The 16,826-nt window shown below is 70.3% G+C and carries 13 protein-coding genes; all 13 read left to right on the forward strand.

Going from position 1 to position 16,826, the window contains the following annotated elements; translation table 11 throughout:
• Window positions 1-198: 198 nt before the first annotated feature.
• The 13 genes from mraZ (at window position 199) to ftsZ (ending at window position 16,811) form a co-directional block, all read left to right on the forward strand.
• A complete protein-coding gene (mraZ, locus tag CEX88_RS10820) occupies window positions 199-630 on the forward strand; it encodes a division/cell wall cluster transcriptional repressor MraZ (RefSeq protein WP_059098924.1) in 432 nt (143 codons plus the stop codon).
• On the forward strand, window positions 605-1,756 hold the full coding sequence (gene rsmH / locus CEX88_RS10825) for a 16S rRNA (cytosine(1402)-N(4))-methyltransferase RsmH (protein ID WP_202931447.1): 1,152 nt from the start codon (window positions 605-607) through the stop codon (window positions 1,754-1,756). Before mraZ ends, rsmH begins: the two co-directional genes overlap by 26 nt.
• The gene (gene ftsL, locus CEX88_RS10830) at window positions 1,753-2,832 is read left to right on the forward strand and encodes a cell division protein FtsL (protein ID WP_094293491.1); all 1,080 of its coding nucleotides are present in this window, start codon (window positions 1,753-1,755) and stop codon (window positions 2,830-2,832) included. The genes rsmH and ftsL overlap by 4 nt, the downstream gene beginning before the upstream one ends.
• Entirely contained in the window at window positions 2,829-4,736 is a 1,908-nt protein-coding gene (locus tag CEX88_RS10835) for a peptidoglycan D,D-transpeptidase FtsI family protein (RefSeq protein ID WP_094293492.1), read from the forward strand. Before ftsL ends, CEX88_RS10835 begins: the two co-directional genes overlap by 4 nt.
• A 66-nt stretch (window positions 4,737-4,802) precedes the next feature.
• The gene (locus CEX88_RS10840) at window positions 4,803-6,320 is read left to right on the forward strand and encodes a UDP-N-acetylmuramoyl-L-alanyl-D-glutamate--2,6-diaminopimelate ligase (RefSeq protein ID WP_094293493.1); all 1,518 of its coding nucleotides are present in this window, start codon (window positions 4,803-4,805) and stop codon (window positions 6,318-6,320) included.
• Window positions 6,317-7,822, forward strand: a complete 1,506-nt coding sequence (locus tag CEX88_RS10845; RefSeq protein ID WP_094293494.1) for a UDP-N-acetylmuramoyl-tripeptide--D-alanyl-D-alanine ligase — start codon at window positions 6,317-6,319, stop codon at window positions 7,820-7,822. Before CEX88_RS10840 ends, CEX88_RS10845 begins: the two co-directional genes overlap by 4 nt.
• On the forward strand, window positions 7,819-8,898 hold the full coding sequence (gene mraY, locus CEX88_RS10850; RefSeq protein ID WP_064393994.1) for a phospho-N-acetylmuramoyl-pentapeptide-transferase: 1,080 nt from the start codon (window positions 7,819-7,821) through the stop codon (window positions 8,896-8,898). The genes CEX88_RS10845 and mraY overlap by 4 nt, the downstream gene beginning before the upstream one ends.
• Window positions 8,891-10,369 (forward strand): UDP-N-acetylmuramoyl-L-alanine--D-glutamate ligase, encoded by a 1,479-nt coding sequence (gene murD, locus CEX88_RS10855; RefSeq protein WP_202931448.1) that lies wholly within the window; start codon window positions 8,891-8,893, stop codon window positions 10,367-10,369. The genes mraY and murD overlap by 8 nt, the downstream gene beginning before the upstream one ends.
• A 15-nt stretch (window positions 10,370-10,384) precedes the next feature.
• A complete protein-coding gene (ftsW, locus tag CEX88_RS10860; RefSeq protein ID WP_202931457.1) occupies window positions 10,385-11,890 on the forward strand; it encodes a putative lipid II flippase FtsW in 1,506 nt (501 codons plus the stop codon).
• Window positions 11,887-13,053: an undecaprenyldiphospho-muramoylpentapeptide beta-N-acetylglucosaminyltransferase gene (gene murG / locus CEX88_RS10865; protein WP_094293497.1), complete on the forward strand. Its 1,167-nt coding sequence runs from the start codon at window positions 11,887-11,889 to the stop codon at window positions 13,051-13,053. The genes ftsW and murG overlap by 4 nt, the downstream gene beginning before the upstream one ends.
• Window positions 13,054-13,091: 38 nt before the next feature.
• Entirely contained in the window at window positions 13,092-14,495 is a 1,404-nt protein-coding gene (gene murC, locus CEX88_RS10870; RefSeq protein WP_318284654.1) for a UDP-N-acetylmuramate--L-alanine ligase, read from the forward strand.
• Window positions 14,492-15,451, forward strand: coding sequence for a cell division protein FtsQ/DivIB (locus CEX88_RS10875; protein WP_094293499.1), 960 nt, complete (start codon window positions 14,492-14,494; stop codon window positions 15,449-15,451). The genes murC and CEX88_RS10875 overlap by 4 nt, the downstream gene beginning before the upstream one ends.
• 214 nt (window positions 15,452-15,665) lie before the next feature.
• Window positions 15,666-16,811 carry a cell division protein FtsZ gene (gene ftsZ, locus CEX88_RS10880; RefSeq protein ID WP_094293500.1) on the forward strand — a complete coding sequence of 382 codons (1,146 nt, stop codon included), beginning with the start codon at window positions 15,666-15,668 and terminating at the stop codon, window positions 16,809-16,811.
• The last annotated feature ends 15 nt before the right edge of the window (window positions 16,812-16,826 follow it).

Here is a 16,826-nt window from a genome sequence, read left to right on the forward strand (position 1 = left end):
GCCGCGTCCACCTGCGCTTTTCTTCACTGACGCGGTCGACGCCGGGACGTTGCCGCCCTCGCCACGTCAGCTGTGGGGCGACGAGTGGGGACTCACTAGGAAAATTGACACGCAAATGGTGGATGGTGGGGGATTGTGGGGTAAAGTGGCGGACAACGGAGCGACCGGGGTTCTGTTGATCGGCAGGGAGGTGGCGAGATGTTTCTCGGCACCTACACGCCAAAGCTCGACGACAAGGGGCGGCTCACGCTGCCCGCCAAGTTCCGCGACGCGCTGGCAGGAGGGTTGATGGTCACCAAAAGCCAAGATCACAGCCTTGCCGTCTACCCGCGCGCCGAGTTCGAGAAGCTGGCCCGACGGGCGTCGCAGGCATCGCGTAGCAATCCGGAAGCACGCGCATTCCTGCGGAACCTGGCCGCGGCCACCGACGAACAGCATCCCGACGCACAAGGCCGAATCACGCTGTCGGCCGATCATCGCCGCTACGCGAACCTTTCGAAGGACTGCGTGGTGATCGGATCGGTCGACTACCTGGAAATCTGGGACTCCACCGCATGGCAGGAGTACCAGCAGACTCACGAAGAGAACTTCTCCGCGGCCACCGATGAAGCTCTGCACGACATCATCTGATTCGGCGGTCGACCGGCACAGGCATCCAGCCCGTGCATCGCGGCCTCTGCCCGAACCGGCCCTGGCGTACTTCCCCGACGCCAGGTCCGCGCTCTCGGACAGGGACCCCGGTGCAGGGGCGTGGGACGGAGGCAACGCGATGGAACGGCGCAGCGGCGACCACGGACACGTCCCCGTCCTGCTGGACCGCTGCGTCGAGCTGCTCACACCCGCACTGACACGGCGGAGTTCCGATGGTGAGGGTGCGGTGCTCGTCGACGCCACCCTCGGAGCCGGCGGGCATGCGGAGCGCTTCCTGACCGCACTGCCCGGTCTGCGGCTGATCGGCTTGGACCGCGACCCCAATGCGTTGTGGATCGCCGGCGAGCGCCTGTCGCGGTTCGGTGACCGGGTGACGCTGGTCCGTACGCGGTACGACGGCATCGGCAGGGTGCTTGGCGACGACCGCTACCGGGTCGGCCATGCCGATGGAATCCTGTTCGACCTCGGCGTGTCCTCGATGCAGCTCGACCGCACCGAACGCGGCTTCTCCTACGCCGCCGACGCGCCACTGGACATGCGGATGGATCCCGACGCGGAACTGACCGCCGCCGAGGTGGTGAACACCTACGACCAGAAATCGCTGACCCGGCTTCTGCGGGAGTTCGGCGAGGAACGCTTCGCGAGCCGGATCGCCGCCCAGCTCATCCGCAGGCGCGCCCGCCAGCCGTTCCGTACCACCGGGGAGCTCGTCGAGCTGCTGTATCAGGCGATCCCCGCGCCGGCGCGCCGTACCGGCGGCCACCCGGCGAAGCGCACGTTTCAAGCGCTTCGCATCGCGGTCAACGGCGAATTGGACTCGCTGCGCGACGCGTTGCCTGCGGCGCTCAATGCTCTGGCTCCCGGCGGCCGCATCGTCGTGATGGCCTACCAGTCCCTGGAGGACCGCGTCGTCAAGGCGGCCTTCGCCTCCGCAACGGCGTCCAGGACGCCGCCCGGCCTACCGGTGGAACTGCCGGGTCACGAGCCGGAGTTCGTCGCACTGACTCGCGGTGCCGAGCGTGCAGCTCCCGAGGAGATCGAACGGAACCCGCGTAGCGCGCCTGTGCGGCTACGAGCACTGGAGAAGGTGGGGGCACCCAGGTGAACGCCAAGCAGGCCAAGCAGGCCAAGCAGACCAAACAGCGCAAACCGGCTAAGCCGGCCAAGCGGGCAAAAGCGGTGCGCAGCGCCGACGAACGGCGGCGCACCGGCGCTGAGCGGCGCTCAGCCGACGCGCAGGCGCGCCGCAAGCCGACCCGCGAGCAGCGACCGCAGCGCTCAGCGCCGCAGACCAACCCCATCCCGCGCCCGACCGGCGCACCGAGCAGGCCCAAGAACGCCAGCCAGGCCAAGGCGCGTGCCAAGGCGCGGAAGGCCAAGGCGCCAAAGGTCGTTCGGACACCATTACGCCAGCGCATCATCGTCAAACTGGCCTCGGTGGAGCTCAGCCCGCGGGCACTGGTGGCCAGGGTGCCGTTTGTGGTGCTGGTGATCGGCGCGCTGGGTGTGGGACTGGGCACGACGCTGTGGCTGTCCACCGACGCCGCCGAGCGGTCCTATCAACTGGGCAACGCTCGCGAGACGAATCAGGCTCTGCTGCAACAGAAGGAAGCGCTCGAGCGCGATGTGCTCGAGGCGCAGGCCGCCCCGGCGTTGGCAGAAGCCGCACGCGAGCTCGGGATGATCCCGTCCCGCGACACCGCACACCTCGTGCAGGACCCGGCGGGTAACTGGGTGGTGGTCGGCACACCCAAGCCGGCGGAGGGCGTTCCGCCGCCGCCACTGAACACGCCGTTGCCCGACGCGACGCCGCAGGCGCCGCCACCGGGACCGCGGCCGCCCGCACCGCGGGTCGTCGATCCCCGCGAGGTCACCGTCCGGATGCCGACGCGTACGGTGCCCACCCCGAATGCGGCCACCCAGAATGCGCCCGGCGCCGCGGTGCCGTCGGCGATGCCGGCGGTGCCGCAGGCGCTTCCGGGTCAGCCGCCGGTGCCCGGTGCCGCACCGGGGCCGACGGTCCCGCCCGCGGCACCGATGGCCCCGACCGACGCGCTGCACATCCCGAACTCGCAGGTGCTGCCGGGTCCCGTGCCCGGCGCCGAACAGTTCAGTCCGGCGGTCGTGCCCCCCGCGGTGGCGCCCCCCGCGGTCGTTCCTCCGGCGGGTCCCGGCGCATGAGCCGCGAGCGTCGGCCCCGCAAGGCCGCACCGGCCGCCGGCCCTCAGGAGCGCTCGGCCAAAGCGCGGCGGACTCGCGCTCCGATCACTGAAACCGGGCTGCGCAGTGCCTCTTTCGTGTTCCGGCATCGAGTGGGCAACGCGGCGATCTTCCTCGTCCTGATCGTCGCGGCGGGGCAGCTGTTCCATCTCCAGGTGCCCCGCGCCGACGGATTGCGGGCCGAGGCGGCCAGCCAGCTCAAGGTCACCGACGTCGACAAGGCCGTTCGCGGGGCGATCGTCGACCGCAACAACGACAAGCTGGCCTTCACCATCGAGGCGCGCGCGCTGACCTTCCAGCCGCAGAAGGTCCGCAAGCAGTTGGAGGAGGCCAGGGCGAAAAGCACCGAGGCGCCCGAACCCGACCGCAGGCTGCGCGACATCGCCGCCGAGGTGGCGCTGCGGCTGAACAACAAGCCGGACTCGGCCACCGTGCTCAAGAAGCTCAAGAGCAACGAGACGTTCGTCTATCTCGCCCGTGCGGTCGATCCCGCCATCGCCGAGGCGATCACCAAGAAGTTCCCCGAGGTCGGTTCGGAGCGCCAGGATTTGCGCCAGTATCCGGGCGGCTCGCTGGCGGCCAACATCGTCGGCGGTATCGACTGGGATGGACACGGCCTGCTGGGACTGGAGGATTCGCTCGATGCCGTGCTGGCGGGCACCGACGGATCGATCACCTACGACCGCGGGTCCGACGGCGTGGTCATCCCGGGCAGTTACCGCAACCGCCACGACGCGGTCGACGGTTCCACGGTCATGCTGACCATCGACGACGACATCCAGTTCTATGTCCAGCAGCAGGTGCAGCAGGCCAAAAACCTGTCCGGCGCCAAGAACGTCTCTGCGGTCGTCCTCGACGCGAAAACCGCTGAGGTGCTGGCGATGGCGAATGACAACACGTTCGACCCGAGCCAGGATATCGGCAGGCAGGAACACCGCCAGCTGGGCAACCCCGCGGTGTCCTCGCCTTATGAACCGGGTTCGGTCAACAAGATCGTCACCGCCGCATCGGTCATCGAGTACGGGCTGTCGCATCCCGACGAGGTCCTGCAGGTGCCGGGGTCGATCCACATGGGCGGGGTCACCGTCGGTGACGCCTGGGAGCACGGGACGATGCCGTACACCACGACGGGCATCTTCGGTAAGTCCTCCAACGTCGGCACGCTGATGTTGGCGCAGCGACTCGGCCCTGAGCGCTTCTTCGAGATGGTCCGCAAGTTCGGTCTCGGTCAGCGGACCGGGGTGGGCCTGCCGGGTGAGAGCGCCGGCCTGGTCCCGCCGATCGACCAGTGGTCGGGCAGCACATTCGCCAACCTGCCCATCGGACAGGGCCTTTCGATGACCCTGCTGCAGATGGCGGGTATGTATCAGACCATCGCCAACGACGGTGTGCGCGTCCCGCCGCGCATCGTCAAGACCACTATCGCCTCCGACGGCACCCGCACCGACGAGCCTCGCCCCGAGGGCATTCGGGTGGTCTCGCCGGAAACGGCCAAGACCGTGCGGCACATGTTGCGGGCAACCGTGCAGCGCGACCCGACAGGGGTGCAGCAGGGCACGGGTTCGCAGGCGGCCGTCGAGGGCTACCAGATCTCCGGGAAGACCGGTACCGCACAGCAGATCAACCCGGCCTGCGGCTGCTACTACAGCGACGTCTACTGGATCACGTTCGCAGGCATCGCCACCACCGACGACCCGCGCTATGTCGTCGCCATCATGATGGACCACCCGCAGCGCACGGCCGACGGCCAGCCCGGCACCACGTCGGCGCCGCTGTTTCACAACATCGCCTCCTGGCTGCTGCAGCGCGAGAACGTGCCGCTGTCGCCGGATCCCGACTCGCGGTTGACCCTGGTAGCCGACTGACGAGGGTGCCGGCGGCCCCGATATGTCGCGGGGGTCGCCAGGGCGACTGGGTACTGTGTCAACGCCATGAACCTGCGACCCAGCCATCCCGCCGGCGCGGCGCTCGGGCCGCTGGCCGGGCAGGTCCAGGCGGTGCCCGCGCGCGGTGCCGTACCGGATGTCCGCGTCACCGGCGTCACGCTGCGCAGCGGGGACGTCGAACCCGGTGACCTGTTCGCGGCGCTGCCGGGGGCGTCGTCACACGGCGGCCGCTACGCCGCCGAGGCGGTCGCACGCGGTGCGGCAGCGATCCTCACAGACCCCGACGGGCTGGCGCTGCTGGGATCCGATGCGGACATCCCGGTCGTGGTCCACCCGGATCCGCGGTCGGTGCTCGGCGCGGTGGCCGCCGAGGTGTACGGGCGACCGTCCGAGCGGCTGCGCGTCATCGGGGTCACCGGCACCTCCGGCAAGACCACCACCACCTATCTCGTGGAGGCCGGGCTGCGGTCGGCGGAGCGGGTGGCGGGACTCGTCGGCACCGTCGGCATCCGGATCGACGGCCGCGACCAGGCCAGCGTCCTCACCACGCCCGAGGCGCCGGACCTGCAGGCGCTGCTCGCGGTGATGGTCGAGCAGGGCGTCGACACTGTCGTGATGGAGGTGTCGAGCCACGCGCTCACCCTCGGCCGCGTCGACGGGGTGCGCTTTGCGGTCGGCGGGTTCACCAATCTGTCGCGCGACCATCTCGACTTCCACCCGACGATGCGGGACTACTTCGAGGCCAAGGCGCGACTGTTCGCTCCCGAATCTCCCAACCGCGCAGAGCTTTCCGTGCTGTGCGTCGACGACGACGCCGGCCGGGAGATGGCCAGGCTGGCGCGCGAGCCCGTGACGGTCAGCGCGACGGGCAGGGTCGCCGACTGGCGTATCGAGGACATCCGCACCGTCGGTCGCAACGCACAGGAGTTCTTCGCGGTGGACCCGGCGGGTGTGCACCACCACCTGCAGATCGGGTTGCCGGGGCGCTACAACGTGGCCAACTGCCTGCTCGCGATCGCGCTGCTCGACGCGGTCGGGGTGTCGCCCGAACAAGCCGTGCCCGGTCTGCGGACCGCGACGGTGCCGGGGCGGATGGAGTCCGTCGAGTGCGGGCAGGACTTCCTGGCGGTCGTCGACTACGCGCACAAGCCGGGTGCCCTGCAGGCCGTGCTGGAGACGTTGCGGGCAGACACCGACGGCCGCTTGGCGGTCGTGTTCGGGGCGGGCGGTAACCGCGATCCCGGCAAGCGCGGCCCGATGGGCCGCGTCGCCGCCGAATTGGCCGATCTTGTGGTGGTGACCGACGACAATCCGCGCGATGAGGACCCTGCCGCGATCCGCGCGGCGATCGTGGCCGGCGCGGCGGGCCGTGCGGAGGTCGTCGAGATCGGCGATCGCCGCGCCGCGATCGAGCACGCGGTGGCGTGGGCGCGACCGGGGGACGTCGTGCTCGTCGCGGGCAAGGGCCACGAGGCAGGGCAAACCGGTGCCGGGATCACCCGACCCTTCGACGACCGCGAGGAGTTGGCGCGCGCCCTCGAGGCACGGGGACCTCTGCCGTGATCAACCTGACGCTGGCCCGGATCGCCGAGATCGTCGGCGGCCGCCTCGCCGACATCTCCGAAGCGGACGCCGCGACCACCAGGGTCACCGGCACCGTCGAGTTCGACTCGCGGGCCGTCACACCCGGCGGTCTGTTCCTCGCGCTGCCGGGAGCCCGTTCGGACGGACACGACTTCGCCGCCGCGGCGGTAAAGGCCGGCGCGGCGGCGGTACTGGCCGCCCGGCCGGTCGGGGTGCCTGCGATCGTCGTCGACCCGACGCCGGAGACGTCCGACCGCGCAGCGGGCGTGCTCGAACACGACGCCGACGGTTCGGGTGCAGCCGTACTCGCGGCGTTGGCGAAGCTGGCCGGTGCGGTCGCCGCAGAACTCGTCGCGGGCGGGCTCACGATCATCGGAATCACCGGATCGTCGGGTAAGACCTCGACCAAGGACCTGGTCGCCGCGGTGCTGGCCCCGCTCGGCGAGGTGATCGCGCCGCCGGGTTCGTTCAACAACGAACTCGGACATCCGTGGACGGTGCTGCGCGCGACGCGGTCCACCGACTTCCTCGTGTTGGAGATGTCGGCACGGCATCGCGGCAACATCGCCGCGCTGGCCGCAATCGCCCCGCCCTCGATCGCGGTGGTGCTCAACGTGGGCACCGCACACCTGGGCGAATTCGGGTCGCGGGAGGCCATCGCCGAAACCAAATCCGAACTGCCACAAGCAGTTCCAGCATCCGGGGCCGTCGTCCTCAACGTTGACGACGCCGCGGTGGCGGCGATGGCCGCCAAGACCGCCGCGCGGATCGTGCAGGTGTCGCGGGAGCCGGGCGGCCGCGACGTGGACGTGTGGGCCGAAGCGATCACGCTCGACGAGCTGGCCAGGCCGCGGTTCAGCATGCACACCGGCGCCGGGTCCGTCGACGTCGCGCTGGCCGTCCACGGGGACCATCAGGTGTCCAACGCGCTGTGCGCGGCGGCCGTGGCGCTGGAGTGCGGCGCCTCCCTCGAGCAGGTCGCCACCGCGCTGGCCACCGCGGGTCCGGTGTCCAAACACCGCATGCAGGTCGCCACCCGCAGCGACGGCGTCACCGTCATCAACGACGCCTACAACGCCAACCCCGACTCGATGGGCGCGGGCCTCAAGGCGCTGGCGTGGATGGCCCGCGTGGGCGGGGGGCGGCGCCGCAGTTGGGCGGTGCTCGGCGAGATGGCCGAACTCGGCGACGACGCGATATCCGAGCATGACCGCATCGGCCGACTGGCCGTGCGCTTAGATGTGTCACGACTCATCGTCGTCGGAACCGGGAGGACTATGAGCGCCATGCACCACGGCGCGGTGATGGAGGGATCGTGGGGGGCTGAGGCCACCATGGTCGCCGACGCCGACGCGGCGCTGGACCTCCTGCGCGTTGAACTGCGACCGTCCGACGTGGTGCTGGTGAAGGCGTCGAACGCGGCCGGACTCGGCGCGCTGGCCGAAGCGCTGCTCGCCGAATCCCGGGATCCGCACGCATGAGGCAGATCCTCATCGCCGTCGGCATCGCGCTGACGGTCTCGATCCTGCTCACCCCGGTGCTGATCCGGCTGTTCACCCGCCAGGGGTTCGGCCACGAGATCCGCGAGGACGGACCGCCCACCCACGCCAAGAAGCGCGGCACCCCCTCGATGGGTGGCGTGGCGATCGTCGCGGGCATCTGGGCCAGCTACCTGGGTACCCACCTCGTGGGCGTCGTGATCGACGGCCGGGGACCGTCGGCTTCCGGCCTTCTCGTGCTGTTTCTGGCCAGCGCCCTGGCCGTCGTCGGTTTCGTCGACGACCTGATCAAGATCCGGCGCTCGCGCAACCTCGGGCTCAACAAGACCGCCAAAACCGTCGGCATCCTGACCGCCGCCGTGATCTTCGGCGTGCTGGCCCTGCAGTTCCGCAACGCCGACGGGCTGACACCCGGCAGCGCCGAACTGTCCTATGTGCGCGAGATCGCCACGGTCACACTGCCGCCCGCACTGTTCGTGTTGTTCTGCATCGTGGTGGTCAGCGCGTGGTCGAACGCGGTCAACTTCACCGACGGGCTGGACGGGCTGGCCGCGGGCGCGATGGCGATGGTGTGCGCGGCCTACGTGCTGATCACGTTCTGGCAGTTCCGCAACGCCTGCGCGACGAGTCCGGGCCTGGGCTGTTACAACGTGCGCGACCCTTTGGACCTGGCGATCATCGCCGCGGCCACCGCGGGCGCCTGCATCGGATTCCTGTGGTGGAACGCCGCGCCCGCCAAGATCTTCATGGGTGACACCGGCTCGCTCGCCCTCGGCGGCATCATCGCCGGGCTGTCGGTGGCCAGCCGCACTGAGATGCTGGCCGTGGTGCTCGGTGCCCTGTTCGTCGCCGAGGTGGTCTCGGTCGTCGTGCAGATCCTGGCGTTCCGCACCACGGGCCGCAGGGTCTTCCGGATGGCGCCGTTCCACCATCACTTCGAGCTGGTGGGGTGGGCCGAGACCACGGTGATCATCCGGTTCTGGTTGCTCACCGCGATCGCCTGCGGGCTCGGCGTCGCGTTGTTCTACAGCGAGTGGCTGACGACCGTCGGTGCCTGACATGACGCATCTCGAGCCGCTGGTCCCCGGCGCCCGGGTGCTGGTGACCGGCGCGGGACTGACCGGCCGCTCGGTGAGCGCCGTACTGGAGCCCACCGGCGTGCGGTTGACGATCTGCGACGACGATCCACTGGCGCTGCAGCGGTTGATCACGCCCGCGAGGGTCGTCACCACCGCCGAGGCCCAGGCCACCATCGGCGAATACGCGCTGGTGATCACCAGCCCCGGCTTCGCGCCGACCGCTCCCGTGCTGGCCGCGGCGGCTACCGCGGGCGTACCGGTCTGGGGCGACGTGGAACTGGCCTGGCGCCTGGACCGGGCGGGCTGGTTCGGGCCGTCGCGGCGCTGGCTCGTCGTCACCGGGACCAACGGCAAGACCACGACCACCTCGATGCTGCACGCGATGCTCGTTGCCGCCGGGCGAAACGCGGCGCTGTGCGGCAACATCGGCAACCCCGTCATCGACGTCCTCGCCGAACCGTCCGACCTGCTCGCGGTGGAGCTGTCCAGCTTCCAGCTGCACTGGGCGCCATCGCTGCGGCCGGACGCGGGCGTGGTGCTCAACGTCGCCGAGGACCACCTCGACTGGCACGGGTCCATGGCCGCCTACGCCGGTGCCAAGGCCCGCGTGCTCGACGGCCGTGTCGCCGTGGTCGGACTCGACGACCCGGTGGCCGCAGGCCTGCTGGACACGGCGGCCGCCCCGACTCGCGTCGGGTTCCGGCTGGCGGAGCCCGGCCCCGGCGAACTGGGCGTGGTGGAGGGCGCGCTGGTGGACAACGCATTCGGCGACCCACCCGAGGGCGGCTGGACACTGGCCCAGGCCGCGTCGATCCCGGTGGTCGGCCCGGTCGGAGTGCTCAACGCGCTCGGTGCCGCCGCACTGGCCCGCGCGGTCGACGTGCCACCGGCGGCCATCGCCGACGCGCTCGCCGATTTCCGGGTGGGCAGACACCGCGCCGAGGTAATCGGCACGGTCGACGGCGTCACGTACGTCGACGATTCGAAGGCGACCAACCCACACGCCGCGCGGGCATCCATCGCCGCGTACCCACGGGTGGTGTGGGTGGCCGGTGGGCTGCTCAAGGGCGCCTCGGTCGACGAGCTGCTCACTTCGATGTCGAATCGGCTGGTCGGAGCGGTGTTGATCGGCCGCGACCGGGCCCTGATCGCCGAGGCGTTATCGCGACACGCCCCGGATGTCCCCGTCATCGAGGTTGTGACGGGGGAGGATTTTGGGGTGCAAGGGACAAGTGGGTCGGATGTTAATTCTGTTGCTCCTGTGATCAGGCTCGAGGGAACGCAATCCGGTGACGAGATCATGGCCGCGGTGGTCGACGCCGCCCGCGGCCTCGCCCGGCCCGGCGACACCGTGCTGCTGGCTCCCGCAGGCGCCTCTTTCGACCAGTTCAGCGGCTACAGCCACCGCGGCGACGCGTTCGCCGACGCCGTGCGCGCCCTCACTCGCTAGACGCCGATGACCACCATCCTGACCCGGCTGCGGCTTCGCAGGACGGGCGCCGAAGACAAACCGGCCGAGCCGGTGTCCGCGACCGCCGGGCATCGGACCCGGGTCGGGGCGTGGCTCGGCCGCCCGATGACGTCGTTCCACCTGATCATCGCGGTGGCCGCGCTGCTGACCACGCTGGGTCTGACGATGGTGCTGTCGGCGTCGGGGGTGTACTCCTACGACCAGGACGGGTCGCCGTGGGTCGTCTTCGCCAAGCAGGTCTTGTGGACGGTCATCGGGCTGTTCGGGTTCTACATCGCGATGCGCCTCCCGGTGCAGCTGATGCGGCGCATGGCCTTCTCCAGCTTCGCGCTCACCATCGTGCTGCTGATCCTGGTGCTGATCCCGGGAATCGGCACCGTGGCCAACGGTTCGCGCGGGTGGTTCGTGGTCGCGGGGTTCTCGATGCAGCCCTCCGAACTGGCTAAGATCGCGTTCGCCATCTGGGGCGCGCACCTGCTGGCCGCGCGCCGCATGGAGCAGGCCTCGCTGCGCGAGATGCTGATCCCGTTGGTACCTGCCGCATTCGTCGCGCTGGCGCTCATCGTCGCCCAGCCCGACCTCGGGCAGACGGTGTCGCTGGGCATCATCCTGCTGGGCCTGCTCTGGTACGCCGGCCTGCCGCTGCGGGTGTTCGTGTCCTCGCTGTTCATGGTCGTCGTGTCGGCCGCGGTGCTGGCGATGGCCGAGGGGTACCGGTCCGCGCGGGTGCAGTCCTGGTTGAACCCCGCCGCCGACACGCAGGGTTCGGGCTATCAGGCCCGCCAGGCACGGTTCGCGCTGGCCAACGGCGGTGTGTTCGGCGACGGCCTGGGCCAGGGCGCTGCCAAGTGGAACTACCTGCCCAACGCGCACAACGACTTCATCTTCGCGATCATCGGCGAGGAACTCGGTTTCATCGGAGCCGGCGGCCTGCTGTGCCTGTTCGGCCTGTTCGCCTACACCGGGATGCGCATCGCGCGGCGCTCCGCGGACCCGTTCCTGCGCCTGCTCACCGCCACCGCGACGCTGTGGATCATGGGCCAGGTGTTCATCAACGTCGGCTATGTGGTGGGCCTGCTTCCCGTGACCGGGCTTCAGCTGCCGCTCATCTCGGCGGGCGGAACCTCAACGGCGACAACGCTTCTGATGATCGGCATCATGGCGAGCGCGGCGCGGCACGAACCCGAGGCGGTGGCGGCGTTGCGGGCCGGGCGCGACGACCGGGTCAACAGGCTGTTGCGGCTGCCGCTGCCCGCGCCCTACGTGCCGTCGCGGACCGAGGCGGTACGCGACCGGCTCAACAGGCGCGGTTCGGAGCGACCCGGCAAACCGCCGGCGGGAAAGCGCACCCGGGCACCCAAGCCCGCGGCCAAACAGACGCCCAAGTCCGCCCGCAAACGCCAGACGGCCGGTAAGCCGGCCCGGGCGGCAAGGCATCATGGAGGCGGCCGCGCGGACAGCAGCCGGCGGCGCGCACTGGAAGGTCAGCGTTACGGGTGAACGACACGGGTCCCGTCCCTCGGCGGCCGGGGGACGACCGGGGAGTCTCCGTGGTCCTCGCGGGCGGTGGTACCGCGGGACACGTCGAACCGGCGATGGCGGTGGCCGACGCCCTGACCGAATTGGTGCCCGACGTGCGGATCACCGCACTGGGCACCGAGCGGGGTTTGGAGACCCGGCTGGTCCCCGAACGCGGCTATCACCTCGAGCTGATCACGCCGGTGCCGCTGCCGCGAAAACTATCCGGCGACCTCCTGCGCCTGCCCTTGCGGGTGCGGCGGGCGGTGCGCGAGACCCGGGCGCTGCTCGACGAGGTCGAGGCCGACGTGGTGATCGGCTTCGGCGGTTACGTCGCGCTGCCCGCCTATCTGGCCGCGCGTAGCGTGCGCAGAAGCAAGCGCGTGCCGGTGGTGGTGCACGAGGCGAACGCTCGCGCGGGCTGGGCCAACCGGGTCGGTGCCCGTTCGGCGCGACGGGTGCTCTCGGCCGTCGCCGACCCTGGACTGGGCAAGCCTGCCGAGGTGATCGGGGTTCCGGTGCGCGCGGCGATCACCTCGCTGGACCGCACGGCGTTGCGGGCCGAGGCGCGCGCCCACTTCGGTTTCGCCCCTGATGCCCGGGTGCTGTTGGTGTTCGGCGGGTCGCAGGGCGCGCAGTCGCTGAACAGGGCCGTTTCGGGCGCTGCCAAAGACCTTGCGGCGGCTGGTATCTCGGTGCTGCACGCCCACGGCCCCAAGAACACCCTCGATCTGCGCGAGCCCGCCGACGGCGACCCGCCGTATGTCCCTGTGCCCTACCTGAACCGGATGGACCTCGCGTACGCCGCCGCCGACGTCGCGATGTGCCGGTCCGGGGCGATGACGGTCGCCGAACTGACCGCGGTCGGGTTGCCCGCGGTATACGTTCCGCTGCCGATCGGCAACGGCGAACAACGGCTCAACGCACTTCCCGTCGTCGAGGCCGGGGGCGGGCTGATCGTCGACGACGCCGATCTGTCGCCGGGTTTCGTCGCCGAAACCGTCGTCGACCTGCTCACCGACACCGGCCGGTTGCAGACGATGACGGCGGGCGCCGCCCTGGCCGGTCACCGCGACGCGGCAAGGCGGGTCGCCGAGATCGCCATCGAGGTGGCGCGAGCCGAGCCCCGAAAGGGTCTGCGGTGAAACCGAAGTCGTTGCCCGAGGAGCTGCAGCGGGTGCACATGGTGGGCATCGGCGGTGCCGGCATGTCGGGCATCGCACGCATCCTGCTCGACCGCGGCGGGCTGGTGTCGGGCTCCGATGCCAAGGAGTCGCGGGCGGTGGCCGCGTTGCGGGCCCGCGGTGCGGCGATCCGGATCGGACACGACGCCTCCTCGCTGGACCTGTTGCCGAACGGCCCGACCGCCGTCGTCACCACCCACGCCGCCATCCCCAAGACCAATCCCGAACTGGTCGAGGCCCGTCGACGCGGTATCCCGGTGATCCTGCGGCCGGTGGTCCTGGCCAAGCTGATGGCAGGCCACACCACGCTGATGGTGACGGGCACCCACGGCAAGACCACCACGACGTCGATGCTCATCGTGGCGTTGCAGCACAGCGGGTTCGACCCGTCGTTCGCGGTGGGCGGGGATCTCGGCGAGGCGGGCACCAACGCCCACAACGGCAGCGGCGACGTCTTCGTGGCGGAGGCCGACGAAAGCGACGGCTCGCTGCTGGAGTACAGCCCCGACGTTGCGGTGGTGACGAACATCGAGGCCGACCATCTCGACTTCTTCGGAAGCGCCGAAGCCTACGGCGCCGTCTTCGACGACTTCGTCGAACGCCTCAAACCCGGTGGTGCGCTTGTGGTCTGCACCGACGACCCCGGCGGCGCGGGCCTGGCCGAGCGCACCGAGGAGCTGGGCATCCGCGTGCTGCGCTACGGCAGCGACCCGAGCCGACCGCTGCAGGGGATCTTGCTGAACTGGGAGCAGCACGACACCGGCGCGGTGGCCCACATTCAGTTCGGCGACGAACCGCACCCGAGGGTGATGCGCCTCGCGGTGCCGGGACGGCACATGGCGCTCAACGCGATCGGCGCGATGCTCGCCGCGATCGAAGCGGGCGCGCCGGTCGATGCGGTGCTCGACGGGCTGGCCGGCTTCGAAGGGGTGCGGCGCCGGTTCGAGTTGGTCGGAGAGGCGAACGGCGTGCGGGTCTTCGACGACTACGCGCACCATCCGACCGAGGTGCGCGCCACGCTCGGTGCGCTGCACACCGTCACCGAGCAGGCCGGTGGTCGTTCGATCGTCGTCTTCCAGCCGCACTTGTATTCGCGCACACAGACATTCGCCCGCGAGTTCGGACAGGCGCTCGACGGTGCTGACGAAGTATTCGTGCTCGACGTCTACGCCGCGCGCGAGCAGCCGATCGCCGGCGTCAGCGGAGCAAGCATCGTCGAGCACGTCAGCGTGCCGGGAACCTATGTGCCCGACTTCTCGGCGGTCTCAGCGCGGGTGGCTGAGGCCGCCGCACCGGGCGACGTCGTCGTCACGATGGGCGCCGGGGACGTCACGATGCTCGGCCCGGAGATCCTCACCGCGCTGCGCGTCAAGGCCAACCGGAGCACACCGGGGTCGCGATGACCGGCCCGAGCGACCGTGACCCGGAGCCCTCGGAGCCCGCGGAGACTCCGGAGCCGCCGGCAGAGCCTGACCCGGGGGAGGAGGCGGCACCGCCGCAGGAAACGCCGGCAGACTCTGAAACTTCGGACCAGACACCGGATTTCGAAGGTCCGCGCCGGCGCGCGCGCCGCGAGCGTGAGGAGCGGCGCGCGGCGCAAGCCCGCGCCACGGCGATCGAGCAGGCCCGCAGGGAGGCCAAGCGGCGCGCACTGGGCAAGCCCGCGGGCGACACCCGCAAACTGCGGAGGGGTACGGTCCGTGGCCTGAAGGTGCTGATGTGGTCGGCGCTGATCAGCGTCATCGTCGTCGGGCTCGGACTGCTGCTGTACTTCACCCCGGTCATGGCGGTGCGCAACACGGTGGTCACCGGTGTGGGCGCGGTGACGCAGGAGGAGATCGTCGCCGCGGCGGCCGTCGCGCCGGGCACGCCGCTGCTGCAGGTGAACACCGACAACGTCGCCGAACGGGTGGCCGCGATCCGGCGGATCGCCAGCGCGCGTGTTCAGCGCCAGTATCCGTCCACCCTGCGGATCACCGTCGTCGAGCGAGTTCCGGTGGTGGTCAAGGACTATCCGGACGGGCCGCACCTGTTCGACCGCGACGGCGTCGACTTCGCGATCGGCCCGCCGCCGCCGGGGGTGCCCTACCTCGACACCGACAATCCCGGTCCCAACGACGCACCGACCAAGGCGGCGCTGCAGGTGATGACGTCGCTGCGCCCGGAGGTCGCCGCGCAGGTCGCCCGCGTCGCGGCGCCCTCGGTCGCGTCCATCACCCTGCAGCTCATCGACGGCAGGGAGGTGGTGTGGGGGACCACCGACCGGACCGAGGAGAAGGCGCTCAAACTGGGAGCGTTGCTCACTCAGCCGGGAAAGACCTACGACGTGTCGAGTCCGGACCTGCCGACCGTGAAGTGAGACCGTGCGCGGCCGACGCGCCGTTGCGCGGCAATCGCGAAGTTGCACGAAAAATTTGTCGCGCGTGTCGGCGCGCCTGCATCGCTAGGTCGCGAGCCCGCCCTACCGTTCTGGTTGCGCGGAACAACTTGACATAACTATAACCCTCTGGTTGAGGTTTAGGGTTTGCCAAGGCTCGGCGTGTCGTCGGACAACTTGGGAGGAAGGGATCGCGATGACCCCCCCACATAACTACCTCGCCGTCATCAAGGTGGTCGGCATCGGTGGCGGCGGCGTGAATGCCGTCAACCGGATGATCGAGCAGGGCCTCAAGGGCGTGGAGTTCATCGCCATCAACACCGACGCGCAGGCGTTGTTGATGAGCGACGCCGACGTCAAGCTCGACGTCGGTCGCGATTCCACGCGCGGTCTCGGCGCCGGCGCCGATCCCGAGGTGGGGCGCAAGGCCGCCGAAGACGCCAAGGACGACATCGAGGAGCTGCTGCGCGGCGCCGACATGGTGTTCGTCACGGCGGGCGAGGGCGGCGGCACCGGCACGGGTGGCGCGCCGGTGGTGGCGTCGATCGCGCGCAAGCTCGGCGCGTTGACCGTGGGCGTGGTGACGCGGCCGTTCTCGTTCGAGGGCAAGCGGCGCAGCAACCAGGCCGAGAACGGCATCCAGGCGTTGCGGGAGAGCTGCGACACGCTCATCGTGATCCCCAACGACCGGCTGCTGCAGATGGGCGATGCCGCGGTCTCGCTGATGGACGCGTTCCGCAGCGCCGACGAGGTGCTGCTCAACGGCGTGCAGGGGATCACCGACCTGATCACCACACCCGGCCTGATCAACGTCGACTTCGCCGACGTCAAGGGCGTGATGAGCGGGGCGGGCACCGCGCTGATGGGCATCGGTTCGGCGCGCGGTGACGGCCGTGCGCTCAAGGCCGCCGAGATCGCGATCAACTCGCCGCTGCTGGAGGCCTCGATGGAGGGGGCGCAGGGTGTGCTGCTCTCGGTCGCCGGCGGCAGCGACCTGGGTCTGTTCGAGATCAACGAAGCCGCGTCGCTGGTGCAGGACGCCGCGCACCCCGACGCCAACATCATCTTCGGCACGGTCATCGACGACTCGCTCGGCGACGAGGTGCGGGTCACCGTGATCGCCGCGGGCTTCGACTCCGCCGGTCCGGGACGCAAACCGGTGGTCAGCCCGGCCGAAGGGCAGGTCCAGGGCATCACCCCGGGCAAGGCCGGCAAGGTGAGCACATCGCTGTTCGAGCCCGCGGATCCGGCGAGCGTGCCGGTTCACACCAACGGCGCGACGGTCAGTATCGGCGGGGACGATGACGACGACGTCGACGTGCCGCCGTTCATGCGCCACTGATCCGGCAATACTGGC

This window comes from Mycobacterium neumannii, from assembly GCF_002245615.1.
Lineage (GTDB): Bacteria > Actinomycetota > Actinomycetes > Mycobacteriales > Mycobacteriaceae > Mycobacterium > Mycobacterium neumannii_A.

What these genes read in the sequence shown, in the direction of transcription:
- mraZ (WP_059098924.1), top strand. Translation starts at nt 199, where the DNA reads ATGTTTCTCGGCACCTACACGCCAAAGCTCGACGACAAGGGGCGGCTC.
- rsmH (WP_202931447.1), top strand. Translation starts at nt 605, where the DNA reads ATGAAGCTCTGCACGACATCATCTGATTCGGCGGTCGACCGGCACAGG.
- CEX88_RS10835 (WP_094293492.1), top strand. Translation starts at nt 2,829, where the DNA reads ATGAGCCGCGAGCGTCGGCCCCGCAAGGCCGCACCGGCCGCCGGCCCT.
- CEX88_RS10840 (WP_094293493.1), top strand. Translation starts at nt 4,803, where the DNA reads ATGAACCTGCGACCCAGCCATCCCGCCGGCGCGGCGCTCGGGCCGCTG.
- mraY (WP_064393994.1), top strand. Translation starts at nt 7,819, where the DNA reads ATGAGGCAGATCCTCATCGCCGTCGGCATCGCGCTGACGGTCTCGATC.
- murC (WP_318284654.1), top strand. Translation starts at nt 13,092, where the DNA reads ATGGTGGGCATCGGCGGTGCCGGCATGTCGGGCATCGCACGCATCCTG.
- CEX88_RS10875 (WP_094293499.1), top strand. Translation starts at nt 14,492, where the DNA reads ATGACCGGCCCGAGCGACCGTGACCCGGAGCCCTCGGAGCCCGCGGAG.
- ftsZ (WP_094293500.1), top strand. Translation starts at nt 15,666, where the DNA reads ATGACCCCCCCACATAACTACCTCGCCGTCATCAAGGTGGTCGGCATC.